The organism is Citrobacter sp. GW821-FHT02E08 (assembly GCF_059421685.1).
Window position 1 is genome coordinate 186,793 of the sequence record NZ_JBWKVL010000005.1, and the last position, 19,462, is coordinate 206,254.

At 53.0% G+C, this 19,462-nt stretch carries 14 protein-coding genes and 1 pseudogene; 1 reads left to right on the plus strand and 14 read right to left on the minus strand.

All coding sequences use genetic code 11. The annotated features are described in order from the left end of the window. Nucleotides 1-179: 179 nt before the first annotated feature. From carB to AC07UY_RS09340, 10 genes and pseudogenes are all read right to left on the minus strand, one after another. Nucleotides 180-3,404 (minus strand): carbamoyl-phosphate synthase large subunit, encoded by a 3,225-nt coding sequence (gene carB, locus AC07UY_RS09295; protein WP_494701074.1) that lies wholly within the window; start codon nucleotides 3,402-3,404, stop codon nucleotides 180-182. A gap of 18 nt (nucleotides 3,405-3,422) precedes the next feature. Next, the gene (carA, locus tag AC07UY_RS09300; RefSeq protein WP_494701073.1) at nucleotides 3,423-4,571 is read right to left on the minus strand and encodes a glutamine-hydrolyzing carbamoyl-phosphate synthase small subunit; all 1,149 of its coding nucleotides are present in this window, start codon (nucleotides 4,569-4,571) and stop codon (nucleotides 3,423-3,425) included. Nucleotides 4,572-5,027: 456 nt separating this feature from the next. Next, complete coding sequence (dapB, locus tag AC07UY_RS09305; protein WP_494701072.1) at nucleotides 5,028-5,849, minus strand: 4-hydroxy-tetrahydrodipicolinate reductase; 822 nt, start codon at nucleotides 5,847-5,849, stop codon at nucleotides 5,028-5,030. A 173-nt stretch (nucleotides 5,850-6,022) separates the two neighbouring features. Further along, on the minus strand, nucleotides 6,023-6,937 hold the full coding sequence (gene rihC, locus AC07UY_RS09310) for a ribonucleoside hydrolase RihC (RefSeq protein WP_494701071.1): 915 nt from the start codon (nucleotides 6,935-6,937) through the stop codon (nucleotides 6,023-6,025). Nucleotides 6,938-7,003: 66 nt separating this feature from the next. Beyond that, complete coding sequence (gene ispH, locus AC07UY_RS09315; RefSeq protein WP_494660013.1) at nucleotides 7,004-7,954, minus strand: 4-hydroxy-3-methylbut-2-enyl diphosphate reductase; 951 nt, start codon at nucleotides 7,952-7,954, stop codon at nucleotides 7,004-7,006. Nucleotide 7,955: 1 nt separating this feature from the next. Then, on the minus strand, nucleotides 7,956-8,405 hold the full coding sequence (fkpB, locus tag AC07UY_RS09320) for an FKBP-type peptidyl-prolyl cis-trans isomerase (RefSeq protein ID WP_203358975.1): 450 nt from the start codon (nucleotides 8,403-8,405) through the stop codon (nucleotides 7,956-7,958). Between the two features lie 183 nt (nucleotides 8,406-8,588). After that, nucleotides 8,589-9,086, minus strand: a complete 498-nt coding sequence (gene lspA, locus AC07UY_RS09325; RefSeq protein WP_192611018.1) for a signal peptidase II — start codon at nucleotides 9,084-9,086, stop codon at nucleotides 8,589-8,591. Next, a complete protein-coding gene (gene ileS, locus AC07UY_RS09330; protein WP_494660012.1) occupies nucleotides 9,086-11,902 on the minus strand; it encodes an isoleucine--tRNA ligase in 2,817 nt (938 codons plus the stop codon). The genes lspA and ileS overlap by 1 nt, the downstream gene beginning before the upstream one ends. Before the next feature lie 32 nt (nucleotides 11,903-11,934). Next, on the minus strand, nucleotides 11,935-12,873 hold the full coding sequence (ribF, locus tag AC07UY_RS09335; protein WP_494701070.1) for a bifunctional riboflavin kinase/FAD synthetase: 939 nt from the start codon (nucleotides 12,871-12,873) through the stop codon (nucleotides 11,935-11,937). Between the two features lie 7 nt (nucleotides 12,874-12,880). Continuing rightward, nucleotides 12,881-13,095, minus strand: a pseudogene (locus AC07UY_RS09340) (DUF2575 domain-containing protein). 105 nt (nucleotides 13,096-13,200) lie between these two features. On the opposite strand from AC07UY_RS09340, the gene rpsT reads away from it, so the two are divergent. Then, nucleotides 13,201-13,464, plus strand: a complete 264-nt coding sequence (gene rpsT, locus AC07UY_RS09345; protein WP_003018940.1) for a 30S ribosomal protein S20 — start codon at nucleotides 13,201-13,203, stop codon at nucleotides 13,462-13,464. Between the two features lie 73 nt (nucleotides 13,465-13,537). Here the strand turns inward: rpsT and nhaR are convergent, their stop codons facing one another. From nhaR to dnaK, 4 genes are all read right to left on the minus strand, one after another. Next, the gene (gene nhaR / locus AC07UY_RS09350) at nucleotides 13,538-14,437 is read right to left on the minus strand and encodes a transcriptional activator NhaR (RefSeq protein WP_494701109.1); all 900 of its coding nucleotides are present in this window, start codon (nucleotides 14,435-14,437) and stop codon (nucleotides 13,538-13,540) included. A 68-nt stretch (nucleotides 14,438-14,505) separates the two neighbouring features. Further along, nucleotides 14,506-15,672 carry a Na+/H+ antiporter NhaA gene (gene nhaA / locus AC07UY_RS09355; RefSeq protein WP_494701069.1) on the minus strand — a complete coding sequence of 389 codons (1,167 nt, stop codon included), beginning with the start codon at nucleotides 15,670-15,672 and terminating at the stop codon, nucleotides 14,506-14,508. A gap of 205 nt (nucleotides 15,673-15,877) precedes the next feature. Continuing rightward, nucleotides 15,878-17,011: a molecular chaperone DnaJ gene (gene dnaJ, locus AC07UY_RS09360; RefSeq protein WP_203358980.1), complete on the minus strand. Its 1,134-nt coding sequence runs from the start codon at nucleotides 17,009-17,011 to the stop codon at nucleotides 15,878-15,880. Nucleotides 17,012-17,097: 86 nt separating this feature from the next. After that, on the minus strand, nucleotides 17,098-19,014 hold the full coding sequence (gene dnaK / locus AC07UY_RS09365) for a molecular chaperone DnaK (RefSeq protein WP_494660009.1): 1,917 nt from the start codon (nucleotides 19,012-19,014) through the stop codon (nucleotides 17,098-17,100). Nucleotides 19,015-19,462: the final 448 nt, after the last annotated feature.

Here is a 19,462-nt window from a genome sequence, read left to right on the forward strand (position 1 = left end):
TAAAGATTAATTAGTGTGAGCTAAATCTTGCTTGTCACATTGTAAATATGATTAAAGAAATATAAACGCCCTGGAATTAACTTACCGACCAAAAAAAACGGCTCCTTTTCAGGAACCGTTAAGATTAATGGCAAATATTCCGTTTTGCCGGAAGGCGGGTAAGTCCCCGCCAGCCGAGATTATTTTTTAATCTGCGCGTGCATTTCCTGCACTGATGTCACCTTCTCGGTAGCATCCGCATTTAACGCCATCGCCGTGGCGAAACCGCCGTTCAGCGTGGTGTCATAATGCACTTTATACTGCAGCGCGCTGCGGCGAATCAGTTTGGAGTCTTCAATCGCCTGGCGACCTGCGGTGGTGTTGATGATGTAGGTGTATTCGCCATTCTTGATACGGTCCTGAATGTGCGGACGACCTTCATGCACCTTGTTCACCAGACGCGGGTTAATACCGGCTTCTCCCAGCACAATCGCCGTGCCGTGGGTGGCATCCAGTTCAAAGCCCTGTTTCAGCAGTTTTGCGGCAAGGTCAACCACGCGCTCTTTGTCGCCTTCGCGAACAGAGAGCAATGCACGACCGGATTTCTTCATAGTAGAGCTACTGCCCAACTGTGCTTTCGCGAACGCTTCTGCGAAGGTGCGACCGACGCCCATCACTTCCCCGGTAGAGCGCATTTCTGGCCCTAACAGCGGGTCAACGCCCGGGAATTTATTGAACGGCAGCACCACTTCTTTCACCGAGTAGTACGGTGGGATGATTTCTTTGGTGACGCCCTGCTGTGCCAGAGTCTGGCCTGCCATCACGCGCGCCGCCACCTTCGCCAGCGGTACACCGGTCGCTTTAGAGACGAACGGTACGGTACGTGCCGCACGTGGGTTGACTTCAATCAGGTAGACTTCGTTGTCTTTCACCGCAAACTGCACGTTCATCAGACCACGTACCTGCAGTTCGAAGGCCAGTTTCTGCACCTGCTGGCGCATCACATCCTGGATTTCCTGGCTCAGCGTGTAGGCTGGCAGAGAACACGCGGAGTCACCGGAGTGAACGCCTGCCTGCTCAATGTGCTCCATGATGCCGCCAATCAGCACCATTTCGCCGTCGCAGATAGCGTCGACATCGACTTCAATGGCGTCGTCAAGGAAGCGGTCCAGCAGTACCGGTGCATCGTTGGAGACGCTGACGGCGGTCTGGAAGTAGCGACGCAGGTCGATTTCGTCGTAGACGATTTCCATCGCGCGGCCGCCGAGTACGTAGGACGGGCGAACAACCAGCGGGTAGCCAATCTCTTTCGCCTTCTCAACCGCCATCTCAATCGCGGTGACGGTGGCGTTGGCCGGCTGTTTCAGCTTCAGACGGTCAACCGCATGCTGGAAGCGCTCGCGGTCTTCTGCACGGTCGATAGCATCCGGGCTGGTACCGATAACCGGTACACCAGCGGCTTCCAGCGCACGCGCCAGCTTCAGCGGGGTCTGGCCGCCGTACTGCACGATAACGCCCTTCGGCTTCTCGATGCGCACGATTTCCAGCACGTCTTCCAGCGTCACCGGCTCAAAGTACAGACGGTCAGAAGTGTCGTAGTCGGTAGAAACTGTTTCTGGGTTACAGTTGACCATGATGGTCTCGTAACCGTCTTCGCGCAGCGCCAGTGAGGCGTGTACGCAGCAGTAGTCGAACTCGATGCCCTGACCGATACGGTTCGGGCCGCCGCCGAGGACCATGATTTTATCGCGGTCGGTGGACGGGTTGGCTTCGCACTCGTCTTCGTACGTGGAGTACATGTAGGCGGTGTCGGTGGCGAACTCTGCGGCGCAGGTGTCCACACGTTTGTAGACCGGGTGCAGGTTGTACTGGTCACGCAGTTTGCGAACTTCCGCTTCGCGTACGCCGGCCAGTTTAGCCAGACGCGCATCGGCAAAGCCTTTGCGCTTCAACTGGCGCAGGAAGTCAGCGTTGAGGCCGGTGATACCGACTTCAGCCACTTTCTCTTCCAGACGTACCAGCTCTTCAATCTGCACCAGGAACCAGCGGTCGATGTTGGTCAGGTTAAACACGCCGTCGACAGACAGGCCGGCACGGAAGGCATCGGCGATGTACCAGATACGCTCGGCACCCGCGTCTTTCAGTTCGCGGCGAATTTTGGTCAGGGCTTCCGGGTCGTCGAGGCTGACTTTCGGGTCAAAGCCGGTTGCACCGACTTCCAGACCGCGCAGCGCTTTCTGCAGGGATTCCTGCTGAGTGCGGCCAATCGCCATCACTTCACCGACAGATTTCATCTGGGTGGTCAGACGGTCGTTCGCACCGGCGAATTTTTCGAAGTTAAAGCGTGGAATCTTGGTAACGACGTAGTCGATGGACGGTTCGAAGGAAGCCGGAGTACGGCCGCCGGTGATGTCGTTCATCAGCTCATCGAGGGTGTAGCCCACCGCCAGTTTCGCTGCCACTTTGGCAATTGGGAAGCCGGTTGCTTTAGATGCCAGCGCCGAGGAGCGGGAGACACGTGGGTTCATTTCGATAACGATCAGACGACCGTCTTTCGGGTTCACCGAGAACTGGACGTTAGAACCGCCGGTCTCAACACCGATTTCACGCAGTACCGCCATCGAGGCGTTACGCATGATTTGGTATTCTTTGTCGGTCAGCGTCTGGGCAGGCGCTACAGTGATGGAGTCACCGGTATGGATACCCATGGCATCGAAGTTTTCGATAGAGCAGACGATGATGCAGTTGTCGTTTTTATCACGCACCACTTCCATCTCGTACTCTTTCCAGCCAATCAGCGACTCGTCAATCAGCAGCTCTTTGGTTGGGGAAAGATCCAGGCCGCGCTCGCAAATCTCTTCGAACTCTTCGCGGTTGTAAGCGATACCGCCGCCGGTGCCGCCCATGGTGAAGCTTGGACGGATGATGCACGGATAGCCAACGTCAGCGGCAACCGCCAGCGCTTCTTCCATGGTGTGTGCAATACCGGAACGTGCGGTGTCGAGGCCGATTTTCTTCATCGCCACGTCGAAACGGCGGCGGTCTTCGGCTTTATCAATTGCATCAGCGGTAGCACCAATCATGGTGACGCCGAACTCTTCCAGCACGCCCTGACGTTCCAGCTCCAACGCGCAGTTCAGCGCCGTCTGACCGCCCATGGTTGGCAGTACGGCGTCCGGACGCTCTTTTTCAATGATTTTGCGCACTACTTCCCAGTGAATCGGCTCGATGTAGGTGGCATCGGCCATTTCCGGGTCGGTCATGATGGTCGCCGGGTTAGAGTTCACCAGAATAACGCGGTAACCCTCTTCACGCAGGGCTTTACAGGCCTGTGCGCCGGAGTAGTCAAATTCGCAGGCCTGGCCGATTACAATCGGACCAGCGCCAAGGATCAGGATGCTTTTTATATCTGTACGTTTTGGCATTGTCTTCTCGGCTCCTGATTATTTAGCGGTCTTACGGTATTGCTCGATAAGTTCGATAAAGTGATCGAACAGTGGCGCGGCATCGTGCGGGCCTGGGCTGGCTTCCGGGTGTCCCTGGAAGCTAAACGCCGGTTTATCGGTGCGGTGAATTCCCTGCAGAGTGCCATCGAACAGCGATTTGTGGGTCACACGCAGGTTAGCAGGCAGCGTCGCTTCATCTACCGCAAAACCGTGGTTCTGCGCGGTAATCATCACCACGTTGTTATCAATATCTTTCACCGGGTGGTTACCACCGTGGTGACCGAATTTCATCTTGATGGTTTTCGCACCGCTGGCCAGCGCTAACAGCTGATGGCCCAGGCAGATACCGAATACCGGAATCTCGGTCTGGAGGAATTTTTCAATCGCGTCGATAGCGTAATCACACGGAGCCGGGTCGCCAGGGCCGTTTGAGAGGAAAATGCCGTCCGGATTCATCTTCAGGACGTCTTCGGCAGAGGTTTTCGCCGGGACAACCGTCAGGCGGCAGCCGCGGTCTACCAGCATGCGCAGAATATTGCGTTTGGCGCCAAAATCGTAGGCAACGACGTGGAACGGCAGCTCATCTTCTTTTTTGGCTTCTGGCAGTTCGCCTGCCAGCGTCCAGCTACCCTGAGTCCAGCCGTAGGTTTCAGCCGTGGTCACTTCTTTCGCCAGGTCCATACCATTCAGCCCCGGGAACGCTTTGGCCTTTTCCAGCGCCAGCTGCGCATCCAGATTATCACCGGCGATGATGCAGCCGTTCTGAGCGCCTTTCTCACGCAGCAGGCGCGTCAGCTTACGGGTATCGATATCGGCAATCGCCACGATGTTATGGCGTTTCAGGTAAGAAGAGAGGTCTTCAGTATTGCGGTAGTTGCTGGCAATCAGCGGCAGGTCGCGAATGACCAGGCCTTGCGCATGTACCTGAGAGGATTCTGCATCGGCTTCATTGGTGCCGACATTACCGATATGAGGATAAGTAAGAGTGACGATTTGGCGGGAATAGGAAGGATCAGTGAGGATTTCTTGATAACCGGTCATTGAAGTATTGAAAACGACTTCCCCAACCGCCGAACCCGTTGCCCCTATGGCCCGACCGTGAAACTGGGTTCCGTCTTCCAGAACCAATAGCGCTGACTTAATCAAAACACCCTCCAGAGAATATTCACTCACTTTATTTGCATATTAATTCATTTTGATTGCATGAATCAATGCAAATTTGCTTACCCATGTATTTCTGGCAAACGGCGGCATTCTAGAGACAGACCAGACAAAAGTCTACCTGAAAGGGGAATTTTTATTATTATTTTACGTCACTGAGATAAATCACGCGATTTAACAGGCAAAAAGATCAGCTAAGTCGTATCGGAAAACGCTTGCGCGATGAAAAGAGTATGGAAATACGCGTTCAAGATGAAAAAAGTAGACCATTTGGTCAAAATTTACATAAAACCAACATAAACAAAGACAAAAACACGAAATTTATAGCCACTCATGAAAAACAGATAACCAAACCAATAAAATAAAAGGGCAATAAAATATTGCCCTATGTAATCAATAAATTATGACTACAATGACCACATCACTAAGGGTAACTCATGCTTATAAATCATTTAAATTAAGCACATCTCGCATATCAAAAAGGCCATTTGATTTGCATTTTAACCAAATTGCCGATTTTACGGCTCCGTTAGCAAATGTCATGCGGCTGGATGCCTTATGCGTAATCTCAACGCGCTCGCCAATATCGGCAAACATCGCAGTATGTTCACCCACAATGTCACCCGCACGTACGGTAGCAAAACCAATCGTGCCGGGTACTCGCTCACCGGTATAGCCTTCCCGGCTGTAGACGGCGCAGTCTTTAAGATCTTTGTCCAGCGCATGGGCAATCGCTTCCCCCATCGCCAGTGCCGTACCTGACGGCGCATCCACTTTATGACGATGGTGCGCTTCAATAATTTCAATGTCGGCGTAGTCGCCCATTACTTTTGCCGCTTTTTCGAGAAGCTTCAGCATGACGTTGACGCCCACGCTAAAGTTCGCCGCAAACACAATTCCTATCTCCTGAGCGGCGTCGCGAATGGCCTGCTTACCGGCCTCGTCGAACCCGGTCGTACCTATCACCATGCTTTTGCCGTGCTGGCGGCAAAAGGCCAGATGCGTCAGCGTCCCTTCCGGGCGGGTAAAATCAATGAACACATCAAAATCGTCTTTGATGGCATCAAGGCTGCTTTGTATGGTAACACCGCACTTTCCGGCACCCGCCAGTTCACCCGCATCGCTGCCCAGCAATGAGGAACCTTCCCGCTCCAACGCCGCGCCCAGTTGGACGCCTTCCATGCTCAGTGTCGCCTGAATCAACTGACGTCCCATGCGTCCACCGGCTCCCGCGATGGCAACGCGGATATGTGCATCATGCATAGCTATTCTCTTTTGTTAATTTTACGTAAATCGTTTTCAGATTAACCAGCGCGCTGCCGCACCGCTAGCCAAAAACGTCGATAATTAGAATTTAATGATAAACAGGGTGAGATATCAGTAAAAGGCATGATGCATCGGAATAAGTCGCACCAAACCGTTTTATACATCTGGATTTACGGAGCCAATGCCAGCACCTCTGCCACCCATTGCTGAAAACCAGCGACATCGATATCGAGGGCGACCTGTGCGTTTGCCGGTCTGTTCATTCGTCCCTCAATATCCACAACGGTTGTTCCGGCGGTATATTCCCCCTGCGTTTCTACCGCGACGAAGCACGGCTTGACGGTAAACAGATCCGGGCGAACCAGCCAGGCGATAGCGCAGAGGTCGTGCATCCGCACGCCAGTGCTCATTGTTCCGCTGCGATAGTGACTGAACAGGGCATGCAGCATCTTTCCGGTACGATTCAGGGTGGGTAACGCGGCCAGATACTCCGGCGTCAGCATGGCCTTATTCGTGACATCCAGCCCGCACATCACAATTTCAATTCCACTCTGGAATACACAGGCGGCAGCTTCCGGATCGACAGCAATATTAAATTCGGCATTAGGGGTGAAGTTCCCTCGCCCGGCAGAACCGCCCATGATCACCAGACGGCGGATATTGAACGTACATTCCGGAGAGTGCATCAGCAGCAGTGCAATGTTGGTTAACGGGCCAATTGCCACCAATGTTACCGGTTCCGGGGCGCTCATCAGCGCGTCACGGATGGCGATAAACGCCGGTTTAGCCAGCGGCTGTCGGTCATGGCCAACAAAATCATAGCCTTCCATACCGGATTCGCCATGAACATCAGCGGCGTCGCGTAACGAACGCAGCAGCGGCTTGGCGGCCCCCTGCGCCAGAGGAACATCGGTATTCCAGAAATGCAGCAGTTGCAGGGCGTTACGGGTGGTTTTCTCCACCGAGACGTTACCGGCGACCGTGGTCATCAGCCGCAGATCAAGCTGAGGGGCAAACAGCGCAGCGGCAATCGCCGCGGCATCATCAATGCCGGGATCGGTGTCGAGAATAATGGGTAGGCGCATATTTTCTCCATAAAAAAATGCCAGACATCAAGTCTGGCATCTTCTCATAATCATCACGTGCAAGATTTACTCTACTTCACGAACATCCACTCGTAACTCTTTCGGCACTTCAAAAACGATGTTCTCTTCACGGCCTTCCAGCGGAATCGCTTCGCCGCCACCAAGCTCCTGCAGACGCGAAATGACATTCTGTACCAGAATATCCGGTGCGGATGCCCCGGCAGTGACGCCAACGCAGGCCGCATTCTTGACCCACGTTTCCTGAATATCGGTCGCATCGTCGATAAGAAATGCCGTTTTCCCCATTCGCTGCGCCAGTTCAGCCAGACGGTTGGAGTTTGAGGAATTCTTTGAGCCGACCACTAACACCACATCGGCCTGTTCAGCCAGCGCCCGCACCGCTTCCTGACGGTTGGTCGTCGCATAACAGATATCGTCTTTACGCGGCCCGACGATTTTCGGGAATCGCTTACGCAGCGCATCAATAACGTCTGAGGTGTCATCCACGGAAAGCGTGGTTTGCGTCATAAAGGAGAGTTTGCCCTCATTTTTGACATTCAGCTTCCAGACATCCTCTGGGGACTCGACCAGGTACATCCCCCCTTCCGGGTTGCTGTACTGACCCATTGTACCTTCGACTTCCGGGTGCCCCGCATGACCAATCAGGATCGACTCTTCGCCGCGACGGCTGGCGCGCGCCACTTCCATATGCACTTTCGTTACCAGCGGACAGGTCGCGTCAAAAACCGTGAGATCGCGGCTTTTCGCTTCGTTGCGTACCGCCTGAGACACGCCATGGGCAGAGAAAATCAGGATCGCGCCGTCCGGTACTTCACTGATTTGCTCAATAAAAATCGCCCCACGCTCGCGCAGGGTGTCCACCACATAACGGTTATGTACCACTTCGTGACGAACATAAATTGGTGCGCCATAAATCGCCAGCGCGTTTTCCACAATGCTGATAGCGCGGTCTACACCTGCGCAAAATCCGCGCGGGTTGGCCAACAGGATCTGCATTTTACGCCTCCAGTGCCGGATCGACTTCCAGCACTTCAATATCAAAATGAACGATACGCCCTGCCAGCGGATGGTTGAAATCAACGGTGATGGAGTCGCCATTAATTTCGCGGATCACGCCAGGCATTTCACTGCCGTCCATTGCGGTAAAGAGCATAATTGCCCCGATTTCGGGTTCGCCTGCGTCCATAAATTCCCGGCGCGAGAAATACTGAATCAAATCCGGGCTCGGTACGCCAAAGGCGGCATCCGGCTCCAGAGAAAACGTGGTCTTTTCGCCATTTTTCAGGCCAAGAAGATGCTGCTCCAGTCCTTCAGACAGAGAACCATCACCCAGGCGGAATAGCGCAGGTTTACCATTATTGCGGGTCGACTCTGCGGTGGAGCCATCGTCTAGCTTTAAGGTGAAGTGCACCAGCACCGCACTGTTACTCTGTACTGATTTAGACATGCAGGTTGCTCTTTAAAATTGCTGCCGCCTGTTTGCCCGGTGGCGCTACGCTTACCGGGCCTACAAGGATTGCGATTATTGTAGGCCGGATAAGGCGTTTACGCCGCCATCCGGCACAGGTTTGCCTGATGGCGCTACGCTTATCAGGCCTACAGCACCTGATAAGCGCCATCCGGCCATTTTTTATGCGGCTTTTTTCTCTTTCGAAGGCAAAAAGCCTTCCAGCACAATCATTGCCGCGCCGACACAAATTGCCGTATCCGCGAGGTTAAACGTAGCGAAGTGCCAGTTGCCGACGTAGAAGTCGATCATATCGACCACGAAGCCATGCCACAAACGATCGAATAAATTGCCCAGCGCGCCACCGATAATCAACGCATAAGCAATGTTATTCAGCTTTTGCGAAGCTTTTCCACGATACATCATCACCATCAGGATCACGCAGATACCAATGGCAATACCGGCGAAGAACCAACGCTGCCAGCCACCACTATCGGCAAGGAAACTGAACGCCGCGCCGTAGTTACGCGCATAATGCAGATTAAGCGATGGGAACAGCGACACCGTATCCCCCAGAGCAAAATTCTGGAGGATCAGGTACTTGCTGCCCAAATCGATAATCAGCACGACTACCACCAGCCACAGCCAGCGCAGTCCTGTTGAACAGATAGGCTTACTCATCAGGCAAACTTACGTTGTTCGCCATCACCGGCGATATTGCTGACACAGCGTCCGCAGATGTCTGCGTGTTCCGCCACCTGGCCGACATCCGTCGTGTAATGCCAGCAACGCGGGCACTTATCACCCTCAGCTTTGCTCAGGGCAACTTTCAGCCCTTTCAGCAGTTCGCTCTGCTGTGCATCAGCAGGCGCACTTGCATACTCGGCAACAACAGCACCGGAGGTCAACAGGACGAATCGTAATTCGTTGCCCAGTGCGGTCAGTTTGGCAGCCAGTTCAGGTTCCGCATACAGCGTCACCGCCGCTTCCAGAGAACCACCCACTTTCTTGTCCGCACGTGCCTGTTCGATGACTTTGTTCACTTCGCCACGGACTTTCAGCAGCTCGTCCCAGAAGGCGTCGTTCATGGCTTCGGCATCGGCCAGGCCAAACAGGCCGGTGTACCACTCGCCGGTGAAAACGTATTTCTCGCGGGAGCCCGGCAGGTAGCCCCAGATTTCGTCCGCCGTGAAGGACATGATCGGCGCCATCCAGCGTACCAGCGCTTCTGCAATGTGATACAGGGCAGTCTGGCAGCTACGACGCGCCACGCTGTCTGATTTCGCGGTGTACTGACGATCTTTGATGATGTCGAGGTAGAACGAGCCCATTTCAACGGAGCAGAAACGCATCAGGCGTTGTACCACTTCGTGGAAGTCGTAGGCTTCATACGCTTTCAGGATGTCTTCCTGTGCGGCTTGCGCACAGCCAACCGCCCACCGGTCCAACACGACCATCTCTTCCGGTTTCACCATGTCTTTCACCGGATCGAACCCGTTCAGGTTCGCCAGCAGGAAGCGCGCGGTGTTACGGATACGACGATAGCTGTCGGCAGCACGCTTCAGGATTTCGTCAGAAACGGCCATCTCACCGGTATAATCGGTAGATGCCACCCACAAACGCAGGATATCCGCGCCCAGTTTGTTCATCACATCCTGAGGAGAAACGGTATTACCGATAGATTTAGACATCTTGCGACCCTGACCATCCACGGTAAATCCGTGGGTCAGTACCTGGCGGTATGGCGCTTTGCCTTTCATCGCGGTGGAGATCATCAGAGAAGACATGAACCAGCCGCGATGCTGGTCAGAACCTTCCAGATACATATCCGCAGCATGGCCGGAGAATTCAGGGCGCACATCTACCACGGAAGAGTGGGTGGAGCCAGAGTCAAACCAGACGTCCAGCGTATCCGGCACTTTCACATACTGGTCAGCGTCATCGCCCAGAATCTCTTTCGGGTCGAGATCCCACCATGCCTGAATGCCGTCAACTTCAACGCGCTTCGCCACTTCTTCCATCAGTTCAATGGCGCGAGGATGCAGCTCTTCGGTGTCTTTGTGAACAAACAGAGACATCGGCACACCCCAGGTACGCTGACGGGAGATACACCAGTCAGGACGGTTCGCGACCATAGATTCGATACGTGCCTGACCCCAGTCCGGGATCCACTGTACGCCTTTAATCTCTTTCAGCGACTGCGCGCGCAGGCCTTGCTGATCCATGCTGACAAACCACTGCGGCGTCGCGCGGAAGATGATCGGCGACTTGTGACGCCAGCAGCACGGATAGCTGTGCTGCATTTTTTCTACGTGCAGCAGTGCGCCTTTCTCACGCAGCATCTCAACGATTTTGTCGTTGGCTTTGAATACGTTAACGCCATCCAGACCGGGGTAAGTTCCGGCCAGGTAAGCGCCGTCCGGCCCTACCGGGTTGGCGATTTCCAGACCGTATTTCTGGCTGATGGTGTAGTCGTCAGGACCGTGGCCACCGGCGGTATGAACAGCCCCGGTACCGGCATCCAGCGTCACGTGATCGCCAAGGATAGCCGGGACGTCGAAGCCCATAAACGGATGGGTAAAGCGCAACAGTTCCAGTTCCGCACCTTTTACCGTGCCAAGGATGCTGTAGTTTGCAGCGCCAATACGCTGCATCACGCCTTCAACCAGATCTTTCGCCAGAATCAGCGCCTGATCGTCAATCTGTACCAGCGCATAGTCAAAATCCGCCGCCAGAGAAATCGCACGGTTAGCTGGCAGCGTCCACGGCGTGGTGGTCCAGATAACCAGTGAAATCGGACCGTTCACGGAAGTGACGCCGAATTTAGCTTTCACGGCATCCTGAGAGGCGGCGTGGAAAGCCACATCGATAGACGGAGAGGTTTTGTCGTAGTATTCAACTTCCGCTTCCGCCAGTGCGGAACGGCAGTCTACGCACCAGTGCACCGGCTTCGCGCCTTTGTGCAGGTGGCCGTTGCCGATGATTTTACCCAGCGCACGAATGATGTTGGCTTCGGTTTTGAAGTCCATGGTCAGATACGGATGCGACCAGTCACCCAGCACGCCCAGGCGGATAAAGTCATTACGCTGACCGTCGACCTGCGTCGCCGCATATTCACGGCACTTCGCGCGGAACTCCGCCGCGGTGAATTTCTCGCCCGGTTTACCGTATTCCTGCTCAACTTTCAGTTCGATGGGCAGACCATGACAGTCCCAGCCCGGAACATAAGGTGAGTCAAATCCCGTAAGTCCTTTGGACTTCACGATAATGTCTTTCAGAATCTTGTTAACTGAGTGACCAATATGAATACTGCCATTCGCATAAGGAGGGCCATCATGCAGAATGAAGGTTTTTTTGCCTTTTTTGGCCGCACGAATGATGCCGTACAGGTCATCATCAGTCCAACGCGCCAGCATTCCCGGTTCGCGTTTGGCGAGATCGCCACGCATCGGGAACCCTGTTTCCGGCAAATTCAGGGTTGATTTATAGTCACTCATCAGATTCTCGTTTCCGTATTTTTCACGTAGGCTTACGCCGGGTTTGATAGCCCAAAAAATTCGCGGGCCGTTAACTCATCACGCGCGATCTGCGCTTTCAACTCATCAAGAGAAGCGAACCGCTGCTCATTGCGTATCTTTTTACGCAGTATTACATCTATATGGAGACCGTAGAGGTCCATTGCAACGTCCAGCAGATGCACTTCCAACTGTTGACGCACGCCCGCCACCGTTGGGCGAGTGCCAATGTTAGCGACGCCGGGTAACGGCGTGTCGCCAAGGCCCATCACTTCAACCGCATAGACCCCTTTAACCGGGGAAACCTGACGACGTAGCGGTAAATTCGCCGTAGGAAAACCGATGGTGCGCCCTAACTCATCGCCGTGGACAACACGCCCGGAGATGGTAAAGGGGCGTCCCAGTAAACTTTCAGCGAGCGACAGGTTGTCTTCTGCCAACGCCTGGCGCACCGCTGTACTGCTGATTCGCACACCACCTTCACAGAACGTCTGGGTGCTGGTGATGTCAAAACCATACTCAGCGCCCGCTTTCTGTAATAACAAGAAATCGCCTTCGCGACCAGCGCCAAAGCGGAAATCGTCGCCAATGGCAAGAAATTGGACGCCGAGACGCTTTACCAGCAGGTCACTGATAAACATTTGTGCCGTGAGCGCGGCAAACCGTCGGTCGAAACGCACACACAACACGTAGTCAACGCCACACTCTGCCAGGTAGCGTAGTTTTTCCCGTAGGCGGGTCAGACGCGCAGGCGCCTTTTCAGTCGCAAACAGCTCCAGCGGCTGCGGCTCGAAAATCATGACCATTACCGGTAACCCACGCCTGCGCCCTTCTTCCTGCAAGCCCTGCAGCAATGCACGATGGCCACGGTGCACACCGTCGAAATTACCAATGGTCAGCACACACCCATGTGGGGCCTGACTGAGATTATGTATGCCGCGTATCAGCTTCATGTCTGGCTCAAAACAGTGAAAATCGCCAAAGTATACCTTGTACAGCGGTCAAGGTTAACCGGCGATTGATGCAGCGAAACATAAAGAGGTTTGTTTTCATTGTTATGGCCAAATCAATACAAAAAACTGGCCGCCCTGTTCAATTTTTATCGCGGAAAAGCTGTATTCACAGTCCGCAAGCTGGTAGAATCCTGCGCCATCACTACGCAACGAGTGCTGCAATATTAACGGCGCTTATTTGCACAAATCCATTGACAAAAGAAGGCTAAGAGGGCATATTCCTCGGCCTTTGAATTGTCCATATAGAACACATTTGGGAGTTGGACCTTGGCTAATATCAAATCAGCTAAGAAGCGCGCCGTTCAGTCTGAAAAGGCTCGTAAGCACAACGCAAGCCGTCGCTCTATGATGCGTACTTTCATCAAGAAAGTATACGCAGCTATCGAAGCTGGCGACAAAGCTACTGCACTGAAAGCATTTAACGAAATGCAACCAATCGTGGACCGTCAGGCTGCTAAAGGTCTGATCCACAAAAACAAAGCTGCACGTCATAAAGCTAACCTGACTGCACAAATCAACAAACTGGCTTAATCGCCTGAGTGTTGAAGCTTTGTAAAAAAACCCGCGCAAGCGGGTTTTTTTATGTCTGTCTGGCAAACAAGCCTTATTTGCTCGCAGGAGCAAAAAGCGTGCTGTAGTCCGCATGACAAATTCGTTGTACCGCAGGATGTTGAATCATCCTCTCCGCAAAAATGGCATGGTACTCTTCCATGACATTCTCTACGCGCCCGATTTCAACAATCGAATCGTCTGCATAAAAATCATTCGCATAGAGCGTTGGAGCCACAAAGATCGCATTGTGAGTCGCGCCAAATGCCTTCATCAACGCGGCATCGTCAAACTCCCCGAGGATCTCAACATTCAGCCCCTGCGAGTTGATCCAGTTCAGCAGCTTACGCCCGAGCATTGAGCGACGCCCTGGTATCAGCAGGCGACGCTCCTCCAGACAGGTAGGAAACGGTTTTTCGGAGAGCGGATGGGTACACCAGAAGCTGACACTGCATTCGCCAATCTTCACGGAGAAGAGTCCTTCCTGCTGCGTGGAGTCTATCGGGCAGTCAGAGATGATCATATCCAGCTTATGCTGACTCAGTTGTTCAAGTAACATCTCATGCGTAGATTCAAAGCACCGCAGGTGGATCTGTTCTCCCTCAGCCACAGCGGCATCCAGCACGCTGCTGACCAGTTGTTTAGACAACGCATCCGCCACGCCCACATCGAACAGCAAGTTAGATTCTTTGCGGTAATTCACGATATCCAGCATCTCCTGGCTCAGCGTGAACATTTTATCCGCATAGCGAAAAACCAATTCCCCTAACTCGCTGGGCTCCAGACCACGCCCCTTCCGCTTGAACAATTTTCCCTGTAAACGCTCTTCAAGGGCTTTAATCTGGCCGGTAATAGTTTGTGGGGTCAGATACAGCGCCTCTGCTGCACCAACAACAGAACCTTCTTTATAGACATGCCAGAAGTAATAAAGATGGTTGTAATTAATATGGGGCATGCTCATTTCTCTCCCTGAACAATGTCGCAAAGGGAGCCACATTCGGCTCCCTTGTCATTCCACACCCGTTAAACAGGCGTATTTAAGCGGGCACGAAGCCAACTATAACCCACAATCGCCGACAACAACGATCCGATCAGAATTCCCAGTTTTGCCCAGTTAATCAGCTCAGGATCGACATTTCCAAATGCCAGACTGGCGATGAAAATCGACATGGTAAATCCGATACCGCACAAGATCCCGACGGCCATAATCTGCTGGAAGTTCGTCCCTTCCGGTAATTGCGTCAGTTTGAGACGCAGAGCCAGCCAGCAGAACAGGCTGATACCCAGCGGTTTACCGATTAACAGACCCGCAATAATCCCCAGAGGAAGCATGGAGGTCAGCCCGTCCATCGTCACCCCCTGCAGCGAGACCCCAGCATTGGCAAAAGCGAACAGTGGCAGAATCAGATACGCCACCCACGGATGCAAAACGTGCTCCAGACGTTTGGCCGGAGAGCGACCGTGCTTCTCTTTGAGCGGAATGAAGAAGCCGACAATCACGCCAGCAAGCGTTGCGTGCACTCCAGACTTCAGCACTGCTGTCCACAACACCATGCCCACCAGAATATAAATACCAGTACGCCTTACCCCGCACATATTCAGGACGGCCAGCACCAGAATCGCAAACGCGGCAACGCCTAACGACATTACGGAAAGGTCACTGGTATAGAACAGCGCGATAATCACAATAGCGCCCAGATCGTCGATAATCGCCAGCGCCATCAGGAAAATTTTCAGCGCCAGAGGTACACGGCTCCCCAACAGCGCCAGCACACCCAGAGCAAACGCGATATCGGTTGCGGCTGGAATGGCCCACCCTTCACGCGTTATGGGATCCGCATAGTTAAACGCCAGATAGAGCAAGGCCGGGACAATCATCCCGCCAATGGCGGCAATGATCGGGAAAGCCGCCTGACGCAAACTGGCCAGCGACCCCTGCATAAGTTCACGTTTGACCTCAAGCCCTACCAACAGGAAAAACACCGCCATCAGTGCATCGTTGATCCACAACAGCATGTTTTTATTGATTTCTAACGCGCCGACCCGCAGTTGTACCGGTGTTTCCAGAAATGCGTGATACCAGCCACTGGTCCACCCCAGGTTCGCCATCAACATAGCCAGCGCAGCGGCGATGATAAGAATGATGCCCCCAGAGGCATCGCTACTAAAGAAACGGTGCAGATGTTTCACTTTTTATTCTCTCAATCAGGTGAATACTTCGTAATTACTATATTAACCTGCATGATCGATCGTTAAAATTAGATTATTTATGATAAACAATTCGGTTTTTACGATGAAATGAAGTCTTACGCCTTGCCGAATTATATGAATACGCTTAATAAAAAAGGCCTGAGATTTCTCAACCTCAGGCCCTTGTCCGATCTCATGCAAGCAATTAGCGGGTCAAATCATCAAAGAATTTTTTCACGCCGTCGAAAAAGCTTTTTGAACGCGGGCTGTTTTTCTCGCCCGTTGGGCCACCAAAACTGTCCTGAAGATCTTTCAACAGTTGCTTCTGCTTGTCATTCAGGCCAACCGGCGTTTCGACGACAACACGGCAGAGTAAATCGCCCTGTGCGCCACCGCGTACGGACTTCACGCCTTTACCGCGCATGCGGAACAATTTGCCGGTCTGTGTTTCGCCAGGCACCTTCAGCTTCACGCGGCCATCCAGCGTTGGGACTTCAATCTCACCGCCAAGCGCCGCCATTGCGAAGTTGATTGGCACTTCACAGTACAGGTTGTTACCTTCGCGTTCGAAAATAGGGTGCTGTTTTACCTGTACCTGAACGTACAGATCGCCTGCTGGCGCGCCATGTTCACCGGCTTCACCTTCACCAGAAAGACGAATGCGATCGCCCGTATCCACGCCTGCCGGGATTTTAACGGACAGCGTTTTGCTTTTCTCAACGCGACCGTGACCGTGGCATTTGTTGCACGGATCTTTGATCAGCGTACCGCGGCCCTGACAATGCGGACAGGTCTGCTGTACAGCGAAAAAGCCCTGACGCATCTGTACCTGGCCTGAACCGTGACAGGTTGGACAGGTCTGCGGCTTGGTACCTGATTTCGCGCCGCTGCCGTGGCAAATATCACACTCTTCCAGCGTCGGGATGCGGATCTCTTTGGTGACGCCACGCACGGCTTCTTCCAGAGTGAGATCCATGTTGTAACGTAAATCAGCACCACGTGAAGCGCGCTGACGGCCACGACCGCCGCCAAAGATATCGCCAAACACGTCACCAAAGATATCGCTGAAGTCAGCCCCGCCGCCAAAACCGCCGCCGCCGCCCATACCGCCTTGCTCAAACGCAGCATGGCCGTACTGATCGTAAGCCGCACGTTTTTGTGCATCGGTCAGGATCTCGTAGGCTTCTTTGATCTCTTTGAATTTGGCTTCGGCCTCTTTATCACCCTGGTTACGGTCCGGGTGAAATTTCATGGCCAGGCGCTTGTAGGCCTTTTTGATTTCACGCTCTTCCGCTGTTTTGGAAACGCCTAAAATCTCGTAATAGTCTTGCTTAGCCATCTCTTTTTATCTGCCCTTAACATGCATAAACGGGCGGAGAGGAAAACCTCTTCGCCCGTGTCAGTAATTACCCAATCAAAGGGCGATTATTTTTTGTCTTTCACTTCTTCAAACTCAGCGTCGACAACATCGTCATCTTTCGCGTTGTTTGCAGAAGCATCAGCTGAACCAGCCTGCTGCTGTGCATGCTGCTGCTGGGCGATTTCCATCAGTTTCTGGGAAACCTGAGCCAGTGCCTGCATTTTCGCTTCGATGTCTGCTTTGTCTTCACCTTTCAAAGATGCTTCCAGCGCAGTCAGAGCAGACTCGATGGCAGTTTTGTCGTCAGCCGGCAGTTTATCGCCTGCTTCTTCAACCTGCTTACGGGTGCTGTGCAGCAGATGGTCACCCTGGTTGCGGGTCTGAACCAGCTCTTCAAACTTACGGTCAGATTCTGCGTTCGCTTCTGCTTCGCGAACCATTTTCTGAATTTCTTCTTCGTTCAGACCAGAAGAAGCCTTGATGGTGATCTTCTGCTCTTTACCGCTGTTTTTGTCTTTCGCGGAAACGTGCAGGATACCATCGGCATCAATATCGAAGGTCACTTCGATCTGCGGCATACCGCGCGGTGCTGGGCTGATGCCATCCAGGTTAAACTGACCCAGATCTTTGTTATCAGCGGCACGTTTACGTTCACCCTGCAGCACATGGATGGTTACCGCAGACTGGTTGTCTTCAGCGGTAGAGAACACCTGGCTGTGCTTGGTCGGGATGGTGGTGTTTTTGCTGATCAGCGCCGTCATCACGCCACCCATGGTTTCGATACCCAGAGACAGCGGGGTAACGTCCAGCAGCAGTACGTCTTTCACATCACCAGTCAGTACACCACCCTGAACAGCTGCACCGATTGCAACAGCTTCGTCCGGGTTAACATCTTTACGCGGTTCTTTACCGAAGAACTCAGCAACTTTCTTCTGCACCATCGGCATACGCGTCTGACCACCGACCAAGATAACATCCTGAACGTCAGAAACAGACAGACCAGCATCCTGCAGAGCAACTTTCAGCGGCTCGATGGAACGGTTCACCAGGTCTTCTACCAGGCTTTCCAGTTTCGCACGGGTCACTTTGATGTTCATGTGTTTCGGACCGGTCGCGTCTGCAGTGATGTACGGCAGGTTCACGTCGGTCTGCTGCGCAGAAGACAGTTCGATTTTCGCTTTTTCTGCGGCTTCTTTCAGGCGCTGCATTGCCAGCGGGTCATTACGCAGGTCAATGCCCTGATCTTTCTTAAATTCGTCAACCAGGTAGTTGATCATACGGCTGTCGAAGTCTTCACCACCCAGGTGGGTATCACCGTTGGTTGCCAGAACTTCGAAGGTTTTTTCGCCGTCAACTTCGTCGATTTCGATAATAGAGATATCGAAAGTACCGCCACCGAGGTCATAGACCGCGATAGTACGGTTACCAACTTCTTTATCCAGGCCGTAAGCCAGCGCTGCTGCAGTCGGTTCGTTGATGATACGTTTGACTTCCAGACCTGCGATACGACCGGCATCTTTGGTTGCCTGACGCTGAGCATCGTTGAAGTATGCAGGTACAGTGATAACCGCTTCAGTTACTGGCTCGCCCAGGTAATCTTCCGCCGTTTTCTTCATTTTTTTCAGCACTTCAGCAGAGATCTGCGGCGGTGCCATTTTCTGACCTTTTACATCAATCCATGCATCACCGTTGTCAGCACCGATGATTTTGTACGGCATGATGGCTTCATCACGCTGTACTTCTTCGTCCTGGAAGCGGCGGCCAATCAGGCGTTTAATCGCAAACAGGGTGTTTTGCGGGTTTGTCACTGCCTGACGTTTAGCCGGCTGACCAACCAGAGTTTCACCATCCTGGGTATAAGCAATGATAGAAGGCGTGGTGCGATCGCCCTCGGCATTCTCCAGCACACGTGCAGTAGTGCCATCCATAATCGCTACACAAGAGTTGGTAGTACCCAGGTCGATACCAATAATTTTACCCATCTAAACGTCTCCACTAAAAATTCGGTCATCATGTGGTTGTGAATCTGTAATAAGGGCGAAACGTGCGGTTTCAACTACCCTGAATCGTTTTTTTTCAGACTCACTCACTGCGGTTGACTACAAGATGGGGTCGTAACCCACGTCATCAAGGGGGGCACGAAAATTTTTTTTACCGCGAAGAGAAAATAAACACCAGAAAAGCATAATAGGACGACCGTTCTCCGACCTGAAAAGTGCTTTTATCTCTCTTCTGCCACCTTTATAAGACCGAAATCCAGACAGAACCTTTACGAAAAGCGCAGCGCCACTGTCTCTTGTTGGAGAACCAAAAAGCGCGGCATAAACGGTGTAGACGCTGTGTGATCGGCGTCACTCAAAAGTAAAACGCGCACTTGAGTAAAAAAACTTCATTTTACCCCTGGTAGATCATAGACAGCCCCCATCCCCA